The following is a 24,607-nucleotide window of genomic DNA, read 5'->3' as shown; positions in this document are numbered from 1 at the left end:
GGTCTCAGACGGTGCCGCGGCGGGCTTCCAGCGCCGCGCGGATCTCATGCATGCGCTGCTCGGTCAGGAAGTAGCGGGACACGATGAAGAGCGCGATCAGCAGCCCGCAGATCGGCACGCCCGACAGAAACACGCGGATCAGGAAGATGGCCTCGTCGCTCTGGGCCGGCAGCTTGGCATCGAAGCCGGTGAACATCAGCACCCAGCCCGACGCACTGTTGCCCAGCGCCAGGCCCACCTTGGAGATCCAGGAGCCGCAAGCCGCGAACGAGCCCTCGCGGCGCTGGCCGCTGCTGAGTTCGTCGTGGTCGATGACATCGGCCATCGCCGAGCCGTAGATCGTCCAGAAGCCCGCGCCGATGAAGGCCACGCCGCCGCTGGCCAGCAACTGCAGCCAGGGCAGTTGCGGGTTGTAGAAGAACCAGTCGCCGATGAAAGCGAAGATGCCCAGCACCAGCACCGTCATCAGCGCATGGCGCTTGCCGTGGCGGCGTGCGACCGCGCCCGCGAAGCTGATGCCCAGCAGGCCGCACACCAAGCCCGCCACGCCCATCAGCGAGTTCCATTTCGTGGCCTCGACCACGTTGCCGCCACACACGTAGTAGACGGTGGCGTAGTAGCCCAGCAGCCCGACCATGGCGGTGGCCATGTTGTAGGCCAGCATGGTGCCCAGCATCTGGCGGAAGGGGCGGTTCTTGAGCGTGCGGTAGAGGGTGTCCTTGAACGGCACGCGCTGCGTGCTGCGCGACACCACCGCCTCGTAGTAGCGCTCGCGGGTCAGCGAGAAGATGAAGATGGACACCACCACCATGATCCCGCCGAGGATGCTGGTGTAGACCTGCGCGCCGAGCAGGATGTCGGGCTTGCCGGAGGCGTCGTTGAAGATGGCCAGCGTCGTGAACTGCGCCGCCACGAACATCGCCAGCTCAGGGATCTTCTGGATCGCGTTCTTGACCGACATCACGCGGGTCCGCTCGTGATAGTCGGGCGTCATTTCCGCGCCCAGGCTGTTCCAGGGCATGTTGAAGCAACTCATCACCGGCACATACAGGCAGGTGGACACGAGCATGAAGACGAAGTACTCGGTGTCGCTCCAGCCGCGGCCGACCGCGAACATCAGCGGCAGCCCGATGCCCGACAGCACGCCGCCCACGAGGATGTAGGGCCGGCGGCGCCCCCAGCGCGTGCGGGTGTTGTCGGACAGCCAGCCGAACAGCGCATCCGACACCGCATCCACCGCGATCTTGAGCCCCAGGGCCGTCGAGATGAGGCCCGGCGCCACGCCGAGGAACACGTTGAAGACGTGGAAGACCATCGACTGATAGAGCCAATGGCCCCACATGTCGAGAAAGGAGCCCAGGCCGATGCCGATCTTCTGGCTCACCGGCACCCGGTCGGCGTCGGCAGTGGCGGTCAGGCTGGCCGGCGCCGGGGCGGACCCGGAGCGCGGCCTGGCGGGCATGGCAGCCCTGTCGGCATCGGCAAGCACGTCTGTCTCCTCGGTCGCCTGAGGCGACTCGGTTTAGTAAACAGACGGATTTTTGTTCGCCGTTCGAACGAAGTGGAGCGGTGAAATACCTAGAAGCGCTTCGTCAGGCTGCCCGGCGGCGGCGCGGCGCCGCCGGCAGCACCGCCGCCTCCGCCTGCGCCGCCACGGCGCGCGAACTGTCGCGCACCACCAGCTCCACCGGCAGCGAGGCATCGTTGGGTGCCACGTCGCCCTCGATCAAGGCCTTGGCCGCGACATAGCCCAGGGCCTCCTTGTCCATCTTGACCGTTGTGAGCGGGGGCTTGAAGCGCGCCGCGGCCTCGATGTCGTCGTAGCCGACGAAGCGGATGTCCTCGGGCACCCGCAGGCCCTGCTCCAGGCAGTACTCGATGGCCGTCATGGCCGTGGAGTCGTTGTAGGCGAACACGGCGTCCGGCGGTGACGGCAGCTCCAGCAGCCGGCGCATCGCATCGCGGCCCGCCTCGCGGTATTCCAGCGAGGGGTCGAGGATGACTTCGTAGTCGGGGTCGAAGAGCCTGCCGGCCTCGAACAGCGCGCGGCGAAAGCCCTTGGCCCGCAACGAGACCGAGTAGTGCACCAGCGGCCCGAAGATGGCCGCGATGCGCTGCGACTGGCCTTCCAGCAGGTGCTGGGTGGCGAGCCAGCCACCGCGCAGGTTGTCGTCGTTGACGCAGCGCACCCCGGGGTAGAAGTGGTCCACCAGCACCAGCGGCAGCTCGCACTGGCGCACCGCCTCCATGGCTTCGGGGTCGATGTAGCCCGCGACCAGCAGCGCGTCGGCCTCGTGGCGGCGGATCTGGCCGGCGATGTCCTCGCCGCCCAGCACCGACATGATGCTCAGCGGCACGCCCGGATCGCGGCAGGCCGTCTCGGCGCCATGCAACACGTAGGAATAGAACGGGTTGTTGGCCAGCGAGCCGATGCTGCGGCTGTACAGAAAGAGCATGCGGCGCGGCTTGCCGGTGCGCAGCTTGGCGGTGTCGTAGCCCAGCTGCTGCGCGACGCTCAACACCTGCGCGCGGGTCTGCTCCGACAGGCCGGGCTGGCCCTTGAGCGCGCGCGAGACCGTCCCGATGGACACGCCCGCGGCCTCGGCCAGCTCGCGAATCGTCACTCCCTTGTCGGCCATGGACCCCACTCCCGCTGTGTTTAGCAATCCTCGGAACCCGGCGATTGTGTCACCGCGCCCTCCCGTCTCCGCGGGCACACCCGCCGCCGAACGACGGCTGGGTTTGCACCTAGTTCAACAATTGTTCACTAAACAAATGTTGTTGCCTAGAATATTTCGTCAACGCCCGATCGCCACGCCTGCCTGCATGTCCACCTGTTCCATCGCCGTCCTGGGCGAAGCCCTGGTCGATGAGTTCCACGACGGCGCGGTCGCAGGCGGGGCGCCGTTCAACGTCGCACGCAGCCTCGCGGCCCTGGGCGCGCCGGTTGTGTTCGTGAGCCGCATCGGGCGGGATGACGACGCCGGCCGCCTGGTGCTGGACAGCGCCCGCCGCTATGGCCTGCCAACGCAGGGCCTGCAGCGCGACGCGCAGCACGCCACCGGCCGCGTCAGCGTGATCGAGGACGGCGGGCGCCACCGGTTCGTCATCCATGACGACGCCGCCTGGGACCATCTCGATGCCGAGGCTGCGCGGCAAGCCCTGGCCGGCACGCAGCCGGGCATCGTCTACTTCGGCAGCCTTGCGCAGCGCCAACCCGCCTCGCGCGCGGCCGTGCGAGCCGTCGTCAAGCCCTTGGCGGGCCTGCGCTTCCTCGACCTGAACCTGCGCCCCGGCTCGGACGCACGACTGCTAGCCGCCGAATCGCTGATGCTGGCCGACTGGGTCAAGCTCAACGACGAAGAACTCGCCCAGCTCGCTGCCTGGTTCGACGCCACCGCGCCGGACGACGCCGGCCGTGCCGCGGCGCTGATGGCGCGCTTCGGCCTGCAGCGCCTGGTGCTGACGCTCGGGGCCCAGGGCTGGCGCCTGTACGGCCCCGCGGGCACGTTGCTCGCGCAAGGCGCGGGCGTCGCCCAACCGCAGGTGGCTGACACCGTCGGCGCCGGCGACGCCTTCACCGCCCTGCTGCTGGCCGGGCTGGCCCTGCGCCGCGACCTGGCGGCCACGCTGGCCCTGGCCAATCGCTACGCCTCGTTCATCTGCGGCGTGCGCGGCCCCCTGCCCGCCGAGGCCGCCGCCCTGCAACCGTGGCGCGACGCGCTGCACGCCCTTCCCTCCTCCGCCTGAGCTCGACCCATGGACCTGACGCCTCCCCCCACCTCGCTTGCCGACCTCGTGGCCCCGCCCGCCGGCTCGGCCATGCGCCAACCCGGCTTCGTCTTCGGCTGCGGCACGTCGTCGTACCAGATCGAAGGCGCGGCGCATGAGGACGGCCGCCTCGAATCCATCTGGGACCGCTTCTGCCGCACGCCGGGCAAGGTGCTGCGCGCCGAGAACGGTGACGTGGCCTGCGACCACTACCACCGCCTCGACGAAGACCTCGACATCCTGAAACGCCTGGGCGTGGACGCCTACCGCTTCTCGATCGCCTGGCCCCGCGTGATGCAGCTCGACGGCACGCCGAATTCCCGCGGCATCGACTTCTACAAGCGCCTGCTCGACGGCCTGGCCACGCGCGGCATCCGCGCCTTCGTGACCCTCTACCACTGGGACCTGCCCCAGCACCTGGAAGACCGCGGCGGCTGGCTCAACCGCGAGACGGCGTACCGTTTCGCCGACTACGCCGACCTGATGAGCCGCCAGCTCGCCGGCCATGGCGACGTGGCCGCCTGGACAACGCACAACGAGCCCTGGTGCTCAGCCTACCTCGGCTATGGCGACGGCCATCATGCACCGGGTCTCGCCAACCCGCGGTGGGCCGCGCAGGCCATGCACCACCTGCTGCTGGGCCACGGCCTGGCGCTGCCAGCGCTGCGGGCCAATGCGGCGCAGGCGCTGCACGGCATCGTCGCCAATTGCGCGCCCGGCTATGCCGACAGCGACAGTGCCGCCGACCGCGACGCCGCCCATCTGTTCGAGACCTTCCAGAACCGCTGGGTGCTGGACCCGCTGCTCAAGGGCGAGTACCCCGCCGACCTGTGGCGCTACTGGAAGGGCGCCGAGCCCCTGGTGCTGGCCGGCGACATGGACATCATCCGCCGCCCGATCGATTACCTGGGCATCAACTTCTACAGCCGCGCCGTGCTGCGCTCCAAGGGGCCCGACACCATCGACTGGGTGCGCCACCCCGAGGTCGAGCGCACGACGATGGACTGGGAGGTCTACCCGCAAGGCATGCAGGACCTCTTCGAGGCCTTCAAGCGCGACTACCCCAACCTGCCGCCGATCTACGTGACCGAGAACGGCATGTCCAGCCACGACGGCGTGGACGGCGCCGGCCACGTGGACGACGTGCAGCGCCAGGCCTACATCAAGCGCCACTTCGCGGCCTGCTCACGCGCCATGGACCACGGCGTGGACGTGCGCGGCTACTTCATCTGGTCGCTGATGGACAACTTCGAATGGGCCTTCGGCTACGAGCGCCGTTTCGGCCTCGTGCATGTCGATTTCGACACCCAGCAGCGCACCCTCAAGCGCAGCGCGCTGGCCTATGCCGACTTCCTCGCCGAGCGCCGCGCCGGCAAGGTCTGACGGCCTGCGGCAAGCCCTCAGAGGGATAGCGCCGATTCGACCCGAGCCGGCTCGCGCCTAAGCTCCCGGCCACAAGAACAGCCAGGAGACACCTGCATGAGCCCGCACCTCGGTCCGCCCCGGCGCATCGTCATCCTCGGAGGCGGCTCGGCCGGCTGGATGTCGGCCGCCGCCCTGGCCACGGGCCTGCGAGGCGCCGAGGTCACCCTCGTCGAATCCGAGGTCATCGGCACCATCGGGGTGGGTGAAGCCACCTTCCCATCGATCCGCAACTTCAACCAGCTGCTGGGCATCGACGAGGCCGCCTTCCTCGCGGCCACGGGCGGCAGCTACAAGCTCGGCATCCAGTTCTGCGACTGGCGGCGCCCCGGCGAGCATTACTTCCACACCTTCGGCGATTTCGGCCCGCTCAGCGGCCCGATGGCCCTGTGGGGCCAGTACCGCCGGCTCGATGCACGCTGCGACGGCGGCCTGGGCGACTTCTGCCTGCCCACCGTCATGGCGCGGCACGGCCGCTTCAGGCTGCCGGATGCCGGCGACGGCCTCGGCGCGCGCTACACCTACGCCTATCACTTCGACGCCACGCGCTATGGCCACTTCCTCCGCCAACTGGCCGAAACCCGCGGCGCCCGGCGCGTGGAAGGCCGCGTGGTCGACATCGCACGCCGGCCCGACGGCGGCGTGCGGGCCCTGCGCCTGGCCGACGGGCGCGACATCGACGGCGACCTCTTCATCGACTGCTCCGGCTTCGCCTCGGTGCTGATGGGGCAGACGCTCGCGCAGCCGTTTGTGGACTACAGCCACTGGCTGCCGGTCGACCGCGCCTGGGCCGTGCCCGCCGAGCGCGCGCCAGGCCCGCTGCTGCCCTACACCCGCTCCACTGCCATGGAAGCCGGCTGGTGCTGGCGCATCCCGCTGCAGGATCGCACCGGGCACGGCCATGTGTTCAGCAGCCGCCACATCGACGAAGACCGCGCCCGCGCCCAGCTGCTGGCGCAACTCGACGCCCCGCCCCTGTCCGAGCCGCGCCTGTTGCGCTTCCAGACCGGCCACCGCGAGCGCTTCTGGCAGCACAACGTGGTTGCCATCGGGCTGGCGGGCGGCTTCGTCGAGCCGCTCGAATCCACCGCCATCTTCCTCGTGCACAACGCGCTGGGCCGGCTCATCCCGCTGCTGACCCAGCCTGACCCGCAAGGCGGGGCGCCGGCTCATTTCAATGCCCAGCAGACGCGTCAATACCAGCGCATCCGCGACTTCATCATCCTGCATTACTGCCTGAGCGAGCGGCGTGACAGTGCCTTCTGGCAGCACATGACCGGCATGCCCCTGCCCGAGACCCTGGCCTACAAGCTGCACGCCTGGCGCGAGACGGGCCTGCTACACAACTACGACGACGAAGCCTTTGACGAGACCAGCTGGCTGGCCATCCACGCCGGCATGCAGCACTGGCCCCAGCGCCGCAACCCCTGGCTGGACGACGTGCCCGCCCCCGCCGCGGCGCACCTGCTCGCCGAGCGGCACGCGGCCATCGCCCAGCTTGCAGCCAGCATGCCGCCGCACGCCGAGTTCCTGCGCGAGCGGATCGGCGCACGGGCTTGAGCCGACACCCCTGGAAACACCCCGAGATGCAGAACAGCGCCAAGCCGCTCCGAAAGATCGTCATCGTCGGCGGCGGCGCCGCAGGCTGGATGTCGGCCGCCGCCCTGAGCGCGGTGCTCAAGCCGCCGTATGAGATCCGCCTCGTGGAGTCCGAGGAGATCGGCATCCTGGGCGTGGGCGAGGCGACCATCCCGCTGATCAGCATGTTCAATGGCCTGGCCCGCCTCGACGAGGCCGCGTTCATGAAGGCCACGCAGGCCACCTTCAAGCTCGGCATCGAGTTCGTCAACTGGGGCCGGCAGGGCGAGCGCTACTTTCATGGCTTCGGCCGCGTCGGCAAGGAGCCGCTGTGGCCGGTCGACTTCACCCAGTACTGGCTGCGCATGCGCGCCCTCGGCCGCGCGCAGCCGATCGAGGCCTACGTCATGTCCGCCGCGGCGGCCCAGGCGGGCCGGTTCATGCTGCCCCGGCGCGAGATGCAGAACTCGCCGCTGGCCGACCTGGCCTACGCCTACCACTTCGACGCCGGCCTGTATGCACGGCACCTGCGCGCCCTGAGCGAGCAGCGCGGCGTGCGCCGTACCGAAGGCAAGGTCGTGCGCGTGCTGCTCGACGACCAAGCCGGCCCGACGCAAGGCCATGTGCGCGCCGTGCAGCTGGAAAGCGGCGAGCAGGTGGCGGGCGACCTCTTCCTGGACTGCACGGGTTTTGCGGGCCTCTTGATCGACAAGGCCCTCGGCGTTGGCTTCGAAGACTGGCGCCACTGGCTCCCCTGCGACCGGGCCTGGGCCGTGCCCAGCGAGAGCACGAAGCCGCTGCTGCCCTACACCCGCGCCACCGCCCACCGCGCGGGCTGGCAATGGCGCATCCCGCTGCAACACCGCGTGGGCAACGGCCATGTCTATTCAAGCCAGCACATGAGCGACGACGAGGCCGCCAGCGTGCTGCTGCGCCACCTCGATGCGCCTCCCCTCGCCGACCCGCGCCTCATCCGCTTTCGCACCGGCATGCGCCACGACGCCTGGGCGCGCAACGTCGTGGCCATCGGCATGTCGGCCGGCTTCGTCGAGCCGCTGGAGTCGACCGCGCTGCACCTCATCCAGATGGGCATAGCCGGGCTCATCGAAGCCTTCCCGCACGAAGGCTTCGACCCCACCGAGATCGCCGAATACAACCGCCGCAGCCGCGAACGCTACGAGTCCGTGCGCGACTTCATCGTGCTGCACTACCACCTCAACCAACGGCAGGACGGCGGCTTCTGGGACGCCTGCGCCCACATGGCCGTGCCCGACAAACTGCGCTGGCGCATGGACCTCTACGCCGCCAGCGGCCGCCTCGTCTACGTCGACACCGACCTCTTCCGCGAACCCAGCTGGTTCGAGGTGATGGAAGGCCAGAACCTGCGTCCGCGGCGCTGGCTGCCGCTGACGGAGCTGCAGGGCGTGGAGGAGACGGCGGCCTATCTCAAGGGCGTGTCAGACACCATCGCGAACTGCGTGGGGGTGATGCCGGGGCATGAGGAGTTTGTGCGGCATTACTGTGCGGCGGGGGCGGGGCGGTAGGCGCGTGGGGCGGGCGTTAGCGCAGACAGTCAGGCATTGTTAGGGGCAGGAAGGCGGCGCCTGTGCCGCGGGCGCTTCCGCTCGCCCGGAGCAGCCAGCACATTCGGTGTCAGCTGGTACCCCTCTATCCTGAAAGTTCGCTTCTACGCGCTCCGTTCGGTAGGAACGCATCGGCGGATTGAGCAAGGCGCCGCCACGAAAGCACATCACAACGACGTGCATATGTGGTAACGCCATCGGTCAAACCAAGTGAAAGTGCGGCATCTTCAAAAAATATGTCGTCCTCGCGGTGGCTGCAATGCAGGTACCCGTCCCGCCCTCGCACCTGATAAAACAGCCGAAGCCCTTCAATGACGTCAGACTACCTGCCGTTCAACGCGGCGGCATCGCGCGAGAGGTCACCGTGGGCTGGACTTCGCGTGCATGGCTGGCGCTGACGTGAAAACCCACTGTTGCGTGCCCTTTGACGGGCAGGCAAAGTCGGGAAGGCGGCAGTTGCTGGTATAGCCCGAATTTCGCCGCTGTACAAAACAACAGTTCATCAACTGGGTGTAGTTGCCAATCAAGGACTTGCGATGGCATCGTCCCCGTCGGCTTATCAACAAGCCGCCAAGTTCAGTAGACGTCGTGCGAACCAATAGTCGGGCAGCACGCCAACCTTTAATCAATATGACAAATGGCGCATCAAAATCATATCTGGGCACCGCGGGCGAACTGCGAGCAGCTAGCGAACTATCATTAAGAGGATATGTTGCGCATATTCCCACGGTTGACGAAGGCGCCGATTTGTGGGCTGTTGATCACGGCAATGGAATAGGCAAGCGCATCCAAGTCAAGACCTCCGCCTACCCGAATCTGACCAAGATTGAAGGCTTCATCTGCTACCAGATATCCATAGACAGCGCCATTCTTGCATCCACAGACATTTCGCTTGTCATATACATATACGCATTTGGCGATTGGCAGTGCTACGTTACAACGGCACCGCAATTGCAAGCACTGCGTGGGAATAGCAAATCAACCACGGTACTGTTGGTGCTTGACGACCAGGGCAGGGTAACAGTGGGAGGTAAAGGAGGGGGCCTTCTTGACCCCTATCGCGACGCATGGGATGCAGAATTCCCTGTCTTGGAGGGCACATCGGCTCTGGCATACGCTGCGTAAAGCTGCTGCAGGCCCTCCCGAAACACGCCACATGCAAACACCTTACGAGCCACGCTCCCGAGATGCTTGCTGTCTACTGGAACGGAGGTGGATTCTGACGTTCTGCTGCAGCGGACGGCTCGAAGCCCGCGGAAGACATGATTGAACTTCCACGCGGCTTCCCTCAGCCTCGCCCACACTCCGATCGAGGATTGAAACCCAAAACCACCCAGGAGGCTAACTTTGCATCTCGGCCGATTTCATGCAGTCGTATACGACCTAAATAGTCATTTCATTCGAGCTCAGCTAGCGCAGAAGCTCGAAGCCTGTGCAACCCAGCTCGAGCAGTTCGCCTCAAACCGAACCCAATCTCAGCTCGAGTCATTTCGAAGCTCCGTCGACGCGGTGCTTTCTGCGGCAGAACTGAAGGATCCAGATCTCCTTCAACCGTTCGCACAGCAGGTAATTGCAGACATGAATGTCGCAGACATCCTCCCGCCGGCCTTCAACTCATCAGTAAAATCAGCAATCGAGGAAAAATCATTCGATCCTGCGGGGCTCGTCACTGAGTTCAGGCGTCTTGCCAACGTTGTGGCCAAGAAGGTTGCTCACGTCAGTTCGATCGACGATGCATTCACTGCCCTCGACGTTGAATTTGAACGCGTGGGTAGTGAAAGCGCCGAGGTTGGCTTTTTGTTGCCGCGGGAGGTGGTTGGAGAGACGCTCAAGGATCTAACCGGGGAGTTCAATCAACTTAGCAAACTAGTTCGCGCCGTCAATGAACTCGTTGGTGCTGCCGACTATGACCCCAGGGTGGTCACCATATCGTCATCTTGGTGGCAAGTCTTCCTTGATCTGGATCCGAATCAAATTCTTGTCTGGGTGCTAGCGATCGAGCGAATCTCCAATCTCTTTAAATCAAATCTTGAGATCAAGCATCTGCAGCGTCAACTTGGTGAAAAACAGGTCGCTTCAGAAATCACCGAGCTCCTTGATAGAGAGATTGAGAAGCGCGTCGCAGCGGCTCTGCAAGATCTAGCTGTCGAGATCCGCAGAGACCACGCCAAGATCGCCGACGACGCTCGTCTGAACGAGGTAGAGACGCAACTACGTCATGGGCTGTACTACCTTGCCAAGCGAATGAACCAAGGCGCTCAGATTGAAATCAACGTTGGTATCCCAGAGGAGCCAAATGCACCCCAGTCCGATTCTGACGAAGGGCCTCCAGACGTAGAGTTCCAAGCGCGCCTTGCCGAAGCAAAGGCGCGAATTGCAAAGCTCCGCGACCTTCGGACTCGAGCCCGAGCTGCTTCAGCTGAGACCCTCAACCTCGACACTTCAGCCCATCTCCTGCTGACGCAAGACCTCCACATCGAACAACAGCCCAATGGCTCTAGCCGCTAGCAGCGACAAGCGGACCTGAGCCGGCCTTCAATCGCCAAGCCAACGGCTTGCCCACCCGCACGCCCAAGAAAAAAGGGGCACCGCAAGCGGTGCCCTTTGCCTACCAGCCGGGCTGACCCGGCCGATGTTCAGAAGCTGTACTGCGCACTCAGCTTGAAGCTGCGCCCCGACGTGAAGTAGTTGTGACCGATCAAGCCGATGTGCTGCTGCATGATCTGCTTGTAGGTCTTGTTCGTCACGTTGGTCACATCCAGCCCCAGCTTGAAGCTGTCGCTCACCGTGTAGTGCAGGCCCACGTCGACCTGGCCGTAGGCATCAGCCCAAAGCGGCAGGCCCAGCGGGAGGCTGATGTCGTGCCGGTTGTAGGTGGCGCTGGCCGGGTTGGTGTCCAGGGCGTTGGTCTGGTTGGGGCCGGTGTTGTCAGAGTTCAGCGCCACGCCGTAGAGATAGCGGCCTCGCCAGTTGTAGGCGATGCGCGCCGACAGCGGCCCGCGGTCGAACAGCAGCGCGATGTTGTAGGTGTTGCGCGAGAGGTTGTCCAAGGGCATGTCGCCGAAGGTGCGGCCATCGGTGTCGCAGCCGTTGATGTACAGGTTCAGGTTTTCCTGACCGGCACCGGGCGTGCAATAGGCGCTGTAGACGGCGTTGTAGCGCTTCACCTTGCTGTCCACATAGGTGTAGTTGGCTTGCAAGCCCAGGCCCTGCAGCCATGAGGGCACCCAGTCAAAGTACTGCTGGTAGGCGATCTCCGCGCCGCGGGCATAACCCTTGGCACCGTTGACCGGGCCGTTCATCACGAAGTTGACCGGCTTGCCGTCGCTATCGAGGATGGTGCGGTTGAAGGTCTGGTTGAGGATGATGTCCTTGAGGTCCTTGTTGAAGACCGCCATCGTCAGCGAGCTGCCCTTGGCGAAGTACCACTCGGCCGTCACGTCCTCCTGGGTCGAGCGGATGGGCTTGAGCTCCGGGTTGCCGCCGGCCGTGCCGGTCAGCTTGACGGCCTTGACGATGGGTGGCGCGGTGGAGCCCTGGGCCGGCGTGTCGACGTCGAGCGTCAGCTTCATCGGCAGGTAGGCCTGCATCTGGTCCAGGCGCGGCCGCGAGAGGCCGCGAGACACGGCAAAGCGGAACTGCAGGTCCGGCGCCGCCTTGAGCCGCAGGTTCAGGCTGGGCAGGAAGTCGGTGAAGCTCTGGTTGATGTCCTGCTGCCGGGTGTTGGCCGCAATGGTGGCCGCGCTGAAGTTGGGCAGCGTCACGCCCGAGGCCAGCACCGCGCCGGTGGGCACGGTGGCCACGCTCAGCGAGGTGTAGCCCTTCGCTTCGTTCTTGGTGTGCACCACGCGCAGGCCGACGTTGCCGTCCACCGGCAGGCCCTTTTCCTCCAGCGAGAAGCGCAGCTGGCCGTAGCCTGCGGTCGTGGTCTCGCCTTGCGAATTGGTGCCCTTGGGGTCGGTGCCGAAGGAGGCCACCTGCCACTTGCCGCCGCCTTGGTAGCTGTTGGCCTGCTGGGCGCAGCCGGCGCCGTCCCAGCCCGCGGTCTTCGCGAAGGCGGCGCACTTGTCGAGGTAGAGCTGGTGCAGCTGGTTGTAGCTGTCGGGCCAGCCAAAGGCGACGGACGCCGCCGGGAAGTACAGCGCCGGCAGGTCGGCCTTGCCGCCGCCCATGAAGTTGTTGAAGGTGTTCTTGTAGGTCGGGATCTTGGACTGGTTGATGTAGGCCAGCTCGCCGATGTTCCAGCCCAGCTGCCAGGCGTGGGTGATGGTGGCCCAGTTGTAGCTGTCGCCCTGGCCGTTCATGCTGTTGATGGTTTCGGCATCGCGCTTGGCCACCCGCACACCGAAGCGGAAGTCCTCCAGGATCTCGGTGTCCTTGAACTGCCAGCGGCCGTCCAGCTTGAGCGCTTTCTGCGTGCCCTTGCCCTTGTCCAGGTGGTCCATCATCATGGCCCAGTAGTACTTGGACGGGTCGTTCAGCGCGGTCTTGGCGGCCTCGTCGAACACCACGCGCGGCAGAGAGCCGGTGAAGTCGACCTGCTGGCTGGGCAGCTGCACCCCGGTGCCCACGGTGGAGTCGAAGTTCTGCGTCTTGGACTTGATGTACTGCAGGTCCGACGTCCAGGTCAGCTGGTCGTTGACGCGGCCCTGCATCTTCCAGGAGAGGTCATCGGTCTGCGAGCTGCGCTTGGAGTAGCGCGTCTGGTTCTCGACCTCGATGCCGGTCACGTCACCATTGCCGTTCACGCCGGTCAGCACGCCCTTGGTCATCGCGCCGTTGGCGTCGTACGAGGCATTGCTCACGCGGACGTTGTACGGGTCGACCTGGTTGCTGACGTTGTTCTCGTTCCAGTCGAAGCGGTACTTGGAGCGGAAGAAGGTCAGCGAGCTTTCGAGGCTGTCCTTCTTCCATTGCGCGGCGGCGTAGATGCCGTCACGCACGCGGTCGTAGAACTGCTGGCGCCAGGTGATGCCGCGCGAGAGCCAGGTGGTGCTGGTGGCCGACTGCTTGTAGAAGGGGTCGAGCACCAGGCCGTCGGTGCGGTTGGAGCTGAGCGAGTGGGCCACGTCCACCAGCAGGCCCACCTTGCCGAGGTCGGTGTTCCAGGTGTTGGTCAGCAGGCCCGAGACGCTGGGCTTGTTCTTGGCCGCGAGGCTGTTGCGGCTCACGTCGACCGAGATGGAGCCCTTGAAGCCGGGGAAGTCGAACGGCAGCGCGGTGCGCAGGTTCACCAGGCCGCCGATGGCGCCTTCGATCTGCTCGGCCGACGGGTTCTTGTAGACGTCCACACCGGCCATCAGCTCGGGTGGCACGTCTTCGAAGCCGAGGTTGCGGCCCTGATTGGCGCTGAAGGTCTCGCGCCCATTGAGCTGGGCCGCCACATAGGTCAGGCCGCGGATGTTGACCCCCGAGCCTTCGACCGAGAAGTGCACCGGGTCGTTGGAGGCCGCCACGCGCGACATCGTCGCACCCACGATGCGCTGCAGCACTTCAGAGACGGAGCGGTCGGGCAACTTGCCGATCTCGTCAGCCACCACCGAGTCGACGATCTCGTCGGAGTCTTGCTTGATCTTCTGGGCCGTGGCGAGTGCGGCACGGCGGCCCGAGACGACGACCGTCTCCAGGGCCTGGGTGGATTTGTCCTTGGCGGCGGGCGTGGCTGCCGCAGGGGTGGCCGGGGTGGCAGGGGTGGCGGGCGTGGTCTGCGCCATCGCCGGGGTGGCTGCCCAGACCATCGCTTGCACGGCGGCCACGGACAACGTTGTCCTCTTGAAATGTCTCATCCTTGTTGCTCCTCTTTGGTGGGATACATGGGTTTCTTCAACCTCATGCGACAACAACTGGCCGGCGGCTGGAAGTTGTCATTGGTAACGCTAACAACTGGTGCCCCATCTGGCATTGGGGTCAACCAGGGCTCATCCAACCTCCTTTGCCTTTGACAGCGCGACGACAGCGTCGGCGTGATCCAGCGCCGCGACCTTCAGGGCCGCGGGCAAGGCACCCGTCATGCCGACGCGACGGGGCGCGCCGGGCACGAGATCGACGAAGTTGTCGGCCAGCACCACGCCGGCCGGCACGGTCAGCCACAGGCCCTTGACCGGGCGATCGGTGGCCAGGCGCAGGCCCAGGCCGTCGGGGTCGACGTCGATGGCCAGACGCGCGCCGCCCAGGCGGTAGAAGCGGAAGGGCTCGGTCCAGGCGCAGTCGCGGGCGAGTTCGTCGCCCTGCTCATCCAGTGCGCGAACTTCGGCCACCACCGGCTCGGCCGGAACGTCCAGCGCCAGCGTCAGCTCGACCGTGCCGGACGCAGGCGCCACCACCGGCTGGCTGATCCGCGCCAGGAGCCGGCCGTCGAGCGAGAACACCCGAAGCTCGCACAGCAACGCGCGGGCCGCGGGCGGTGCATGCATGACGGCCAGCCGCACACCGGCCGCCTCCAGCCGCACCGCGACCGCCACCGAGCCCAGCGCCCGGCGCACCGCATGCCAGGCGGGCTTGACCGTGCCGGCGGCGTCGATCAGGGCCCAGCTGGTCACAGGCCAGCAGTCGTTGAGCTGCCACACCAGCGCCCCGCCCACCGCGCGCGCGCCGGGGCGCTGCCAGCGGCGGCGGAAGTCCTGGTAGGCCACGCGCATCGCCTCGGCCTGCACGAACTGGGTGGCGTACACATGGCCGGCCAGCGTCGTGGTGGCGCGCAGGTTGTCGGCCTGGTAGACCGACAGACGCCGGTGGCCATCGGGCCCGGCGGCCGAGCCCGCCTTGTTGTGCCACTGCACCGTGCGGCTCTCGGGGAAGCGCTCCTCCTCCGGCAGCACCGATTCCAGCAGCGCCAGCGACGGATGCGACTGCATGCCGAACTCGCTGACGAAGCGGGCCTGCACGTCGCCGTAGCGTTGGTAGGGCAGCATCTGCTGGTGCCAGACCTCCCAACTGTGCCGGTCACCCACGGTGGCATCACTGCTGCGCGCGCCGTCGCCCGGGGTGAATGGGCTGCCGGGCCAGTAGGGCCGGTCGGGGTCGAGCGCCGAGCACACGTCTGGCAGCAGGCCTTCGTAGATCGCCCGCGCCTCGAACTTGTCGGCTGGCACGCCCGGGCCGGCAAGGCCGACCGACTCGGCCAGCATGTAGTCCTCGTTGTTGCCGCACCAGAGCGCCAGGCAGGCGTGGTGGCGCAAGCGCTTGACGGCCGCTTCGGCCTCGGCACGCACGCTGGCCTGGAATGCGGCATTCGCGGGGTAGAGCCCGCAGGCGAACATGAAGTCCTGCCAGACCAGCAGGCCGAGCTCGTCACAGGCCTCGTAGAAGGCCTCGTGCTCATAGATGCCGCCACCCCAGATGCGCAGCATGTTCATGTTCGCGGCCGCCGCCTGGCCGACGCGCTCGCGGTAGCGCGCGGGCGTGATGCGCTCCAGCAGGTTGTCGTCAGGAATCCAGTTGGCGCCGCCGGCAAACAGGTCCTGGCCATTGAGCTCGAAGTGGAAGCTGCTGCCCGCCTCGCCCTCGACCGGGGCCTGCACCAGGCGCAAGCGCCGCAGCCCGATGCGGCGCTGGTCCTGCGCCATCAGCTGCGCGCCGGCCATCACGCGGGCCACCACGGTGTAGAGCGGCTGCTCGCCGAGGCCGCGGGTCCACCAGAGCCGCGCATCCGGCACTTCGATCGTGGTGCGGGCCGCATCGGCCGGCAGGTCGCGTGTGGCGACGACACGGCCGTCGGGGTCCTGCAGCTCGATCACGCAGCGGTGCTCCGCCCCGGCGCCAGCCACCTCCACCGCCACCTGCAGCGTCGCGTGGCGGGCCACCACATCCACCTCGCTGCGGCAGGCCAGTTCAGCCACACGGGCGGACCAGGCATGCCGGCGCACCGCGCGCCAGGGGCCGCTGACGAGCAGCTCGGGGCCCCAATCCCAGCCGAAGTGGTACTGCGCCTTGCGCGCATGCAGGCGTGCGCTGTCGCCATTCCACAGGGCGCGCTTGCCATGCACGGCTTCCACCGCGCGCGCTGCGGCCAGCGGCGGCTCAAAGCACAGCAGCAGCTGGTTGGCGCCGGGGCGCAGACGCTCCTTCACCGGCACGCGGTGGGCCACGAACATGTTGTCGCTGCGCAGCAGCAGCTCGCCGTTGAGCCAGGCGCTGCAGTAGGTGTCCAGGCCTTCGAAGACCAGGTCTTCCTGCGCCGCGAATTCACCGCCGTCGAAATCCAGCCGCCAGACCCAGCGGCGCTCGGCCACCCAGCGCACCGCCAGCTCATTGCAGCCGTAGAACGGGTCCGGGATACGGCCGGCCGCCAGCAGGGCGCCATGGGCCGTGCCCGGCACCTGGGCCGGCAGCCAGGCTTCGCGAGGCAGCGCCGCCAGCGAAGCGCCGTCCACGCGCTCGGGCGCTTCGGCCAGCTGCCAGCCGTCATGCAGGTTGATCAATCGTTCGAGGGTCACGGGGTCGTCGCGGGGGCAGGCGCCAGAGCGCTTGGCAGAAGAGCCCGCGCGGCACCGGCAAAACCGTCGGGGCCCCGCGTCACGCAGCGCTTGAAGGGCGGCTGCGCCTTGTCTCCTGCTTCGCCTCAAGCAAAGCTAAACATTGTTTTGTTGCGCATTCTGTTTCTCAGTCAGACGACCCACACTCGGGGATATTCCCGATGTTTTATCCAGGAAACAACTCGCCCGATCACGCAACAGGCGAACATAATGCCATTCGTTTAGTAAACATCTATGAGACAAGCCGGCCTTCCGAGGCCGGGCGTTCCCGCCATCCATGAAAGCCCTGATCTTTCCGGGCGCGCTGCTGGCGCTGGCCCTGGGCCAGCCGGCACTGGCGCCCCCCGCCCAGGCCGCGCCCGCGCCGCGGCTGGTGGTGTGGATGGTGGGTGACGACAAGACGCCCCAGGTGCTGCAGCCCGCCGTCGCCGCCTACCGGGCGCGCCACCCCGAAGTGGAGGTCGAGGTGCGCGATGTGCCCTGGGCCGACGCGATGACCAAGTACTCGGCCGCGCTGGCCAGCCGGCGCGGGCCCGACCTCATTACGGGCAGCACGTCTTACGCCCTGGCCCTGGGCGACAAAGGCGCCCTGGTGGACCTCGCCCAAGCCGCCCCCGATCTGGCGGCCACGCTGGCCGCGCAGGCCAATCCCGGTGCGCTGCGGGCCATCCAGCGCAAGGACGGGCGCCTGTATGGCGCGCCCTTCGAGATGCACCTGCAGCTGCAGTACTACCGCACCGATCTGCTGGACGCGCCGCCTGCCGATTGGGCGGGGCTGCTGGCCGCAGGCCGGCGGCTGCGCGAGCGCGGCCACGGCTATGCGCAGCAATGGGGCAACACCAGCTGGCTCGGTTTCTATCCCTATCTGCGCCAAGCCGGCGGGGCGGTCTACGACGCCGACTGCCGACGCGCGGTGCTCGACAGCCCCGCCGCCGTCCAGGCCCTCACCTTCTACGCCCGCCTCTACCGCGACCTCAACGCGCCCACCGACGGCTGGCCCGATGCCGACGGCGGGCTGGAGAGCGGGCAGTACGGGCTGATGCAAAGCGGCACCTGGCTGCTGTCCCGCATGGACATGGTGCACAAGGGCCTGGTGGGCCGGTGGGCCGCCGCCGCGCTGCCGGCGGGGCCGAGCGGCCGGCGCACCGCGGTGCTGGGCGGCACGGTGCTGGCCATCACGCGCTTCTCGGCACAGCGAGAGCGGGCGCTGGACTTCCTGCGCACCGTCTACCAGCCTGACGTGACCCGGCGCATGGCCGAGGCGGCCCTGGCCTACGGCGGCATGTGGCTGCCCGCCGGCCGACCCGACCAGATCGCCGGCCTGCCCCTGCCCCATCGCGACGCACTGATCGCCCAGCTCACCGATGCCGAGGGGCCGCCACCCTGCCCGGCCTGGATCCGGCAGGACTACCTCGTCACCCGCGCGGTGCAGCGCGTGGTGCTGGCTGGCGCCGACCCGCAGGCCGAGCTCCGCCGCGCCGCTGCCGTCATGAACCGCACGCTGGAGGCCCAGCAATGAACTGGCGCCGCCATGGCCGAGACATCGCCCTCGTCACGCCTTTTTTTGCGTTGTTCGGCCTGTTCGGCATCTGGCCCGTGCTGCGTTCGGCCTGGCTGAGCCTGACCGACTACCACGCGACCGACGCGCCGCGCTTCATCGGCCTGCGCAACTACGCCGAGCTGGCGGCCGACGAGCGCTTCTGGACGGCGCTGGGCAACACCGCCGCCTACATGGCCTCGGTCTCGACGATCGCGGTGCTGCTGGGCCTGGTCCTGGCCCTGAACTTCGGCAGCAACTCCCGACTGCATCAGGCGGTGCGCGTGGCCTTCTTCCTGCCGTCGGTCGCCGGCGGCGTGGGGGCGATCTCGGCCTGGAAGTGGCTCGCCAACTCCGAGGCCTACGGGCTTTTCAACAGCCTGCGCGCAGCGTTCGGCCTGGCGCCGGCGCGCTTCCTGGGCGACCCGGGCTGGACGCTGCCGGTGCTGGTGCTGGTGGGCGTGTGGTCGGTGCTCGGCTACAACCTCGTCATCTTCGTGACGGGGCTGCGCGCCATCCCGCAGGAGCTCTACCAGGCCGCGCGGCTCGATGGCGCTTCGCGCTGGCAGCAACTGCGCCACATCACCCTGCCCAACCTGCGGCCCACGCTGGTATATGTGAGCGTGACGGGCATGATCGCCAGCTTTCAGGTCTTCTACGAGCCCTACCTGCTCTACGGCGCGGTCGACACCCTCGGCGGGCCGCTGGACTCGGCGCTGATGCTGGTCACCTATCTGTTTGACCGGGGCTTTCGCCACCTGGACCTTGGGCTGGCCTCGGCGGCCGCCTGGGTGCTCACCCTGCTGCTGTTCGGCCTCACCTGGCTGAACCTGAAGCTCATCGGCCAGGAGACCGGCCGATGAAACCGGCGCGCTGGCTGCTCCCGATGCTGCGCCTGCCCCTGTGGCTGCTCGTGCCGGCCATGCTGCTGCCCTACTACTGGATGGCCATCGGCGCCTTCAAGCCCGTGGCTGAACTGCTGCGACAGCCGCCCACGCCCTGGCCGCAAGCCGCCACCACACGCAACTTCTTCAACCCCGACTGGGCCGGCACCACCGCGGACCCCGACCGGCTCGCCGGCATCTTGCAGGTCAGCGTCGAGGGCCACGGCTTTTTGCGCTTCTATGCCAACAGCCTGCTGGTCACGGCGGTGGTCACGGTCGTGAGCCTGCTGGCGGCCTCGCTGGTGGCCTTCGTACTCACCAAGAAGCCCTTTCCGGGCAGCCGCTGGCTGTTCCGCGCGCTGCTGCTGTCGATGATGCTGCCCTGGGAGGTGACCATCGTCCCCAACTTCGTGACGGTGGCGCAGCTCGGCTGGATCAACAGCTTCGCCGCGCTGATGGTGCCGGGCCTGGCCAAGGCTTTCGTGGTCTTCTACTTCCGCCAGGCCCTGGCCGCGGTACCGGATGAACTCATCAGCGCCGCCACGCTGGATGGCGCTGGCACGCTGCGCATCTGGTGGAGCGTGGTGCTGCCCGTGCTGCGGCCGTCGCTCGCCGCCATCGCGATCCCGGTGGCGGTCGGCGAATGGAACAACTTCCTGTGGCCGCTGCTCGTCGTCAACGACGCCTCCGCCCTGACCCTGCCCCTGCAGCTGGGCAAGATGGCCGGCGACCTCAGCTACAACCCGCAGGCGGCCGCCGTGCTGATGGCAGGGTCGTTGCTCGCCTCGCTGCCGGCCATCCTGCTCTTCCTGCTGTTCCAGAAACAGTTCGTCGCCGGCCTCACCGCCGGTGCCACCAAATGAGCCTCGCAGCGCCCGGCGCGGACGCACATGACCGGCGAGGCGCTCCCCCTTCCTCAGAGAACGACATGAATCGCCATTGGTTGAAAGGACTGGCCCTGGCCACCTCACTCGCCCTGCCCTGCGCCGCCCAGGCCGACGCGCGCCTGCAGGCCGTCATGAAGAAGCTGGCCGCTGGCGAGCCGGTCACGCTCGTGACGTTGGGGGGCTCCATCACCACCGGCTATGCCGCACAGCCGCCGCGCGAGCGCGGCTGGGCGGCACTGTTGGCCCGCGCGCTCGGGCCGCGGGTCAAGCTGGTCAACGCGGGCCTGAGCGGTACCGATTCGGCCGCGGCCGTGCAGCGCGTGGAGGCCCAGGTGCTGGCGGCAACGCCAGATCTCGTCATCACCGAGTTCGGCGTCAACGACGAGTGGCTGGACCCGGCCGTGCGCGGCAGCAGCTACGAAGGCCTGTTGCGCCGCCTGCTGCAGGCCCGGCAGGCGCCCGCGGTCGTCGTGCTGGCGCTGACCCAGCAAGGCAACCAGCCGCGCACGGCGCCAGACTTGCAATTGCGCCTGGCCGCCCACTACGGCCTCACGGCCCTGGACTTCGGCGCCTGGATGCAGGCACGGGTCGACGCGGGTGAGGATCGCTGGGCCACGCTCTACGACGAACCGGTGCACCCCAACGGCACCGGCCATCAACGCATTGCGCTGGCCCTGGCCGAAACCCTGCGCGCAGCGGCTGCCGCACCGGCTGCAGCCCCGGCCCGGCTGCCGGCGCCGCTCTTCGGCCACGCCCATGAGTTCACCCGCCTGGCGATGGGCGAACGCCTGCAGCCCTACGCGCAGCACGGCTTCACGCGCGGCGGCGCAGTGCACCCCGAGTGGCCTGGCCAGCAGCCCGGCTGGACGAGCACCGCCGACGATGCCGAGGCACGCTTCCTGGCCTGGGGCAGCGAGGTGGCGGTCTTCCATGCCGAAAGCGAGGCCTACCGCAACCTCGAAGCCCGCGTGGACGACGGCCCCTGGGTCACGTTGCGCGGCCAGGTGCCCGAGCGGCGCGGCTACCTCGGCTGGCACTACACGGTGGTCGGCCGCGACCTGGAGCCCGGCATCCATCTGCTGCAGGTGCGCATGAAGCCTGACGAGTGGGCGGGCAGCGGCCGACCCGCCTCGCTGCTGGCGCTGATGCAGGCCGGCCTCTACCCCAAGGACCAGCGCCCCAGCGCCTTCGAGCGGCTGCCGCTGAGCCCGTCCACGACCGGCCTTGTGGCCCCCGACGACCCGCAGCTGCGCTGGGTCGGCCGCATCGGGCCGGCCGAGGGCGGCGCACGCCTCGTGACCTGGAGCGGCAGCGAGCTGCGCGCCCGCTTCACCGGCGATGCGCTGACGCTGCGCTTCGCCTCGCGGCACTGGGGCACGGCACATTACGCGGTGGAGGTCGACGGCCGGCGGCAGGTGCTGAGCGTGCCCGGCAATAGCGAGGGCGAATGGCGGCTGACCACGCCGCTGACGGGCGGCGAGCATGAGCTGCGCGTGCTCAAGCGCACCGAGGCCGGCATGGCCGAGAGCCTGTTCCTGGGGCTGCGCCTGGCGCCCGGTGCGCAGCTGCTCGCACCGCCACCGGCGCGCCCGCTGCGGCTCATGTTCTACGGCGACTCCATCACTGCCGGCGCCTGCCTGGGCGACCCCGGCGACGACCAGTACGACGATCTCTTCTTCCACGACGGCACGCGCGCCTACGGCGCCCAGACGGCCGCGCGGCTCGGCGCCGACTACGTTGGCATCGCGGTCAGCGGCATCGGCATCACGGCCACCTGGGGCGACACCCTGATGCCGCAGGTCTGGAACCGGCTCGCCCCACGGGTGGACGCGCCGGTGGCCGCCGTGGACGACCGCGCGCCCGACGTGGTGCTCGTCAACCTGGGCCAGAACGACCACGGCTTCCCGGCGTCCAAGGGCCAGCGCATGTCACCCGACTTCGGCGGCCGCTACCTCGCCTTCGTGCGGACCCTGCGCACCCGCTACCCCGACGCCCGGCTGGTGCTGCTGATCGGCGGCATGACGGCCTGGAAGGACGAGCCTGCGCTGCTGCAGGCGCTGCAGCAAACCGTGGCCACGCTGCACTGCGAAGGCGACCGCCGGGTATGGACCTACCGCTTCAACGCCTTTGCCTGGGCCCATCCGCGGCTGGACGTGCACACGCGGATGGCCGATGAACTCACCCGCTTCCTGAAGGAGGAAGTCCTGCCATGACGTCACCTGCCCTGCCCGACTTCCGCCAGCCCGCGGCCCTGTGGGCCCACATGCGCCACACGTTGGCCTTCTATGCGCCGCGGGTCATGGACCCGAGCGGTGGCTGCTTCCAGTTCTTCAAGGACAACGGCCAGATCTACGACCGACGCACCCGGCACCTCGTCAGCAGCACCCGCTTCGTGTTCAACCACGCGCTGGCCTGGCGCTGGTTCGGCGCGCCGACGGACGACGTGGCCCATGCCCTGGCCTTCGTGCGGCATGCGCATGCCCAGCCGCAAGGCGGCTACGCCTGGGTGCTGGACTGGCATGAGCAGCGCGCCACGGTGCTTGACGGCACGAACCACTGCTATGGCCTGGCCTTCGTGCTGCTGGCCCACGCCCATGCGGCCGAGGCCGGCGTGCCGGGCGCACGCGAGGGCGTGGCTGCCACCTTCGAGCTGATGGAGCAACGCTTCTGGGAGGCCGCCCACGGCCTGTATGCCGACGAGGCCACGCCCGGCTGGCAGCTCAGGCCCTACCGCGGCCAGAACGCCAACATGCACGCCTGCGAAGCCATGCTGGCGGCCCATGCCGCCACCGGCGAGGCGCGCTACCTGGACCGCGCCCTGACGCTGGCCACCGGCATCGCGCAACGCCAGGCAGCGCTCGCCGGTGGCCTGGTCTGGGAGCACTACCACCCCGACTGGACGCCCGACTGGCACTACAACCGCGACGACAAGACCAACATCTTCCGCCCCTGGGGCTTCCAGACCGGTCACCTGACCGAATGGGCCAAGCTGCTGCTGATGCTGGAGCGGCGCCTGGGCGCCGCGGCGCCGGCCTGGCTGCTGCCCACGGCGCGCCACTTCTTCGACACCGCGATGCACGAGGGCTGGGACGACATGCACGGCGGCCTGGTCTATGGCTTCGCCCCGGCGCAGGAAGGCGGCGGCGTGTGCGATGCCGACAAGTACTTCTGGGTGCAGGCCGAGAGCCTGGCCGCGGCCGCCTGGCTGGCGGTGCGCACGGGCGATGAGGCCTACTGGCACTGGTACGACCGGCTCTGGGCCTATGCCTGGCAGCACTTCGTCGACCACGAGCACGGCGCCTGGTACCGCATCCTCGGCCCGGCCAACCAGAAGCTCACCGACGAGAAGAGCCCCGCCGGCAAGACCGACTACCACACCCTGGGCGCCTGCCAGGACGTGCTGGCCGCACTCGGCATCACCCCGCCCGCCAAGGTCACCGCATGAAGCACACCCTGACCCTCGTCGCCACGCTGCTGGCGCTGCACACCCCACCGACGCAGGCGACCGAGCCCCTGCCCTGGCGCGGCATCAGCCTGTCCAGCGCCGAATGGGGCGAGAAGCTGCCCTTCCCCGGCACCTACGGCAAGGACTACGTCTACCCCAGCGTCGCCAGCACCGCCTACTACCAGGCCCAGGGCATGAACCTGATGCGCATCGCCTTTCGCTGGGAGCGGCTGCAGCCGGTGCTGGGCGGCGAGCTCGACCCGACGGAGCTGGGCCGGCTGCGCGAGTTCGTCGACGGCACCACCGCCCGCGGCCTGCATGTGCTGCTGGACCCCCACAACTACGCCGCCTACAAGGACGTGCACATCGGCAAGCCGGAGGTGCCGTTCGCGGCCTTCGCCGACTTCTGGCGCCGCCTGGCCCTGGTGTTCAAGGACAACCCGCGCGTGCAGTTCGGCCTGGTCAATGAGCCGCGCAACATGCCCACCGAAACCTGGGCCCAGGCCGCCCAGGCCGCCATCGATGCCATCCGCGCCACCGGCGCCACCAACCTCATCACCGTGCCGGGCAACGGCTACACCGGCGCCTGGAGCTGGTTCGAGAGCACCTGGTATGGCACGCCCAATGCGCAGGTGATGGGCCGTGTGCGCGACCCGCTTGACCACATGGTCTATGAAGTGCACCAGTATTTCGACAAGGATGGCTCGGGCACCAGCACCGACTGCGTCAGCCCCGAGATCGGTGCTGAGCGGCTCAGGCGTTTCACGGCCTGGCTGCGGGAGCACAAGCGCCGCGCCCTGCTGGGCGAACTCGGCGGCGGTGCCAACGCGGTGTGCGAACAGGCCGTGGTGGGCGCGCTGAAGCACCTGCAGGCCAATGCCGACGTCTGGACCGGCTGGCTCTGGTGGGCCGGCGGCCCGACCTGGGGCGACTACTTCCTGTCCCTGGAGCCCACGGCCGACGGGCGCGACAAGCCGCAGATGCGGTGGCTCGCGCCCTTCCTGAAGCAGCCCTGAAGGCTGGCGC

At 68.0% G+C, this 24,607-nt stretch carries 16 protein-coding genes; 12 read left to right on the top strand and 4 right to left on the bottom strand.

What is annotated here, in order from left to right; genetic code table 11:
- Positions 1–4 precede the first annotated feature (4 nt).
- Both CDO81_RS13805 and CDO81_RS13800 read right to left on the bottom strand, forming a co-directional pair.
- On the bottom strand, positions 5–1,489 hold the full coding sequence (locus CDO81_RS13805; protein WP_144397246.1) for an MFS transporter: 1,485 nt from the start codon (positions 1,487–1,489) through the stop codon (positions 5–7).
- A gap of 103 nt (positions 1,490–1,592) precedes the next feature.
- The gene (locus tag CDO81_RS13800) at positions 1,593–2,639 is read right to left on the bottom strand and encodes a LacI family DNA-binding transcriptional regulator (protein ID WP_088483802.1); all 1,047 of its coding nucleotides are present in this window, start codon (positions 2,637–2,639) and stop codon (positions 1,593–1,595) included.
- A gap of 187 nt (positions 2,640–2,826) precedes the next feature.
- Here CDO81_RS13800 and CDO81_RS13795 point away from each other — a divergent pair, with 187 nt between their 5' ends.
- From CDO81_RS13795 to CDO81_RS13775, 6 genes are all read left to right on the top strand, one after another.
- On the top strand, positions 2,827–3,750 hold the full coding sequence (locus CDO81_RS13795; RefSeq protein ID WP_158218276.1) for a PfkB family carbohydrate kinase: 924 nt from the start codon (positions 2,827–2,829) through the stop codon (positions 3,748–3,750).
- Between the two features lie 9 nt (positions 3,751–3,759).
- Positions 3,760–5,154: a GH1 family beta-glucosidase gene (locus CDO81_RS13790; RefSeq protein WP_088483800.1), complete on the top strand. Its 1,395-nt coding sequence runs from the start codon at positions 3,760–3,762 to the stop codon at positions 5,152–5,154.
- A gap of 96 nt (positions 5,155–5,250) precedes the next feature.
- Positions 5,251–6,753, top strand: a complete 1,503-nt coding sequence (locus CDO81_RS13785) for a tryptophan halogenase family protein (protein ID WP_088483799.1) — start codon at positions 5,251–5,253, stop codon at positions 6,751–6,753.
- Positions 6,750–8,315, top strand: a complete 1,566-nt coding sequence (locus CDO81_RS13780) for a tryptophan halogenase family protein (RefSeq protein WP_338153599.1) — start codon at positions 6,750–6,752, stop codon at positions 8,313–8,315. Before CDO81_RS13785 ends, CDO81_RS13780 begins: the two co-directional genes overlap by 4 nt.
- Positions 8,316–8,984: 669 nt before the next feature.
- Positions 8,985–9,479, top strand: a complete 495-nt coding sequence (locus CDO81_RS27630; protein ID WP_158218275.1) for a hypothetical protein — start codon at positions 8,985–8,987, stop codon at positions 9,477–9,479.
- Between the two features lie 453 nt (positions 9,480–9,932).
- Positions 9,933–10,862, top strand: a complete 930-nt coding sequence (locus CDO81_RS13775; protein ID WP_088483797.1) for a hypothetical protein — start codon at positions 9,933–9,935, stop codon at positions 10,860–10,862.
- 128 nt (positions 10,863–10,990) lie between these two features.
- Here the strand turns inward: CDO81_RS13775 and CDO81_RS13770 are convergent, their stop codons facing one another.
- Together CDO81_RS13770 and CDO81_RS13765 are read right to left on the bottom strand one after the other, a co-directional pair.
- Complete coding sequence (locus tag CDO81_RS13770) at positions 10,991–14,110, bottom strand: TonB-dependent receptor (protein WP_241516997.1); 3,120 nt, start codon at positions 14,108–14,110, stop codon at positions 10,991–10,993.
- Between the two features lie 162 nt (positions 14,111–14,272).
- The gene (locus CDO81_RS13765; protein ID WP_144397243.1) at positions 14,273–16,789 is read right to left on the bottom strand and encodes a glycoside hydrolase family 2 protein; all 2,517 of its coding nucleotides are present in this window, start codon (positions 16,787–16,789) and stop codon (positions 14,273–14,275) included.
- 316 nt (positions 16,790–17,105) lie between these two features.
- Between CDO81_RS13765 and CDO81_RS13760 the strand changes: the two genes are divergently transcribed.
- The 6 genes from CDO81_RS13760 (at position 17,106) to CDO81_RS13735 (ending at position 24,597) form a co-directional block, all read left to right on the top strand.
- Positions 17,106–18,347, top strand: a complete 1,242-nt coding sequence (locus CDO81_RS13760) for an extracellular solute-binding protein (protein WP_088483794.1) — start codon at positions 17,106–17,108, stop codon at positions 18,345–18,347.
- Positions 18,344–19,228 carry a carbohydrate ABC transporter permease gene (locus tag CDO81_RS13755; protein ID WP_088483793.1) on the top strand — a complete coding sequence of 295 codons (885 nt, stop codon included), beginning with the start codon at positions 18,344–18,346 and terminating at the stop codon, positions 19,226–19,228. The genes CDO81_RS13760 and CDO81_RS13755 overlap by 4 nt, the downstream gene beginning before the upstream one ends.
- Positions 19,225–20,112, top strand: a complete 888-nt coding sequence (locus tag CDO81_RS13750) for a carbohydrate ABC transporter permease (RefSeq protein ID WP_088483792.1) — start codon at positions 19,225–19,227, stop codon at positions 20,110–20,112. The genes CDO81_RS13755 and CDO81_RS13750 overlap by 4 nt, the downstream gene beginning before the upstream one ends.
- A gap of 65 nt (positions 20,113–20,177) precedes the next feature.
- The gene (locus CDO81_RS13745; protein ID WP_158218274.1) at positions 20,178–22,349 is read left to right on the top strand and encodes a GDSL-type esterase/lipase family protein; all 2,172 of its coding nucleotides are present in this window, start codon (positions 20,178–20,180) and stop codon (positions 22,347–22,349) included.
- On the top strand, positions 22,346–23,581 hold the full coding sequence (locus tag CDO81_RS13740) for an AGE family epimerase/isomerase (protein WP_088483790.1): 1,236 nt from the start codon (positions 22,346–22,348) through the stop codon (positions 23,579–23,581). Before CDO81_RS13745 ends, CDO81_RS13740 begins: the two co-directional genes overlap by 4 nt.
- Positions 23,578–24,597, top strand: a complete 1,020-nt coding sequence (locus CDO81_RS13735) for a glycoside hydrolase family 5 protein (RefSeq protein ID WP_088483789.1) — start codon at positions 23,578–23,580, stop codon at positions 24,595–24,597. Before CDO81_RS13740 ends, CDO81_RS13735 begins: the two co-directional genes overlap by 4 nt.
- Positions 24,598–24,607: the final 10 nt, after the last annotated feature.

Source organism: Roseateles puraquae (genome assembly GCF_002205845.1).
In the GTDB taxonomy this organism is placed as follows: Bacteria; Pseudomonadota; Gammaproteobacteria; order Burkholderiales; family Burkholderiaceae_C; genus Pelomonas; species Pelomonas puraquae.
This window is presented reverse-complemented; position numbering and strand designations above follow the sequence as displayed.

What these genes read in the sequence shown, in the direction of transcription:
- CDO81_RS13800 (WP_088483802.1), bottom strand. Translation starts at nt 2,639, where the DNA reads ATGGCCGACAAGGGAGTGACGATTCGCGAGCTGGCCGAGGCCGCGGGC.
- CDO81_RS13795 (WP_158218276.1), top strand. Translation starts at nt 2,827, where the DNA reads ATGTCCACCTGTTCCATCGCCGTCCTGGGCGAAGCCCTGGTCGATGAG.
- CDO81_RS13790 (WP_088483800.1), top strand. Translation starts at nt 3,760, where the DNA reads ATGGACCTGACGCCTCCCCCCACCTCGCTTGCCGACCTCGTGGCCCCG.
- CDO81_RS13785 (WP_088483799.1), top strand. Translation starts at nt 5,251, where the DNA reads ATGAGCCCGCACCTCGGTCCGCCCCGGCGCATCGTCATCCTCGGAGGC.
- CDO81_RS27630 (WP_158218275.1), top strand. Translation starts at nt 8,985, where the DNA reads ATGACAAATGGCGCATCAAAATCATATCTGGGCACCGCGGGCGAACTG.
- CDO81_RS13775 (WP_088483797.1), top strand. Translation starts at nt 9,933, where the DNA reads ATGAATGTCGCAGACATCCTCCCGCCGGCCTTCAACTCATCAGTAAAA.
- CDO81_RS13760 (WP_088483794.1), top strand. Translation starts at nt 17,106, where the DNA reads ATGAAAGCCCTGATCTTTCCGGGCGCGCTGCTGGCGCTGGCCCTGGGC.
- CDO81_RS13755 (WP_088483793.1), top strand. Translation starts at nt 18,344, where the DNA reads ATGAACTGGCGCCGCCATGGCCGAGACATCGCCCTCGTCACGCCTTTT.
- CDO81_RS13750 (WP_088483792.1), top strand. Translation starts at nt 19,225, where the DNA reads ATGAAACCGGCGCGCTGGCTGCTCCCGATGCTGCGCCTGCCCCTGTGG.
- CDO81_RS13745 (WP_158218274.1), top strand. Translation starts at nt 20,178, where the DNA reads ATGAATCGCCATTGGTTGAAAGGACTGGCCCTGGCCACCTCACTCGCC.
- CDO81_RS13740 (WP_088483790.1), top strand. Translation starts at nt 22,346, where the DNA reads ATGACGTCACCTGCCCTGCCCGACTTCCGCCAGCCCGCGGCCCTGTGG.
- CDO81_RS13735 (WP_088483789.1), top strand. Translation starts at nt 23,578, where the DNA reads ATGAAGCACACCCTGACCCTCGTCGCCACGCTGCTGGCGCTGCACACC.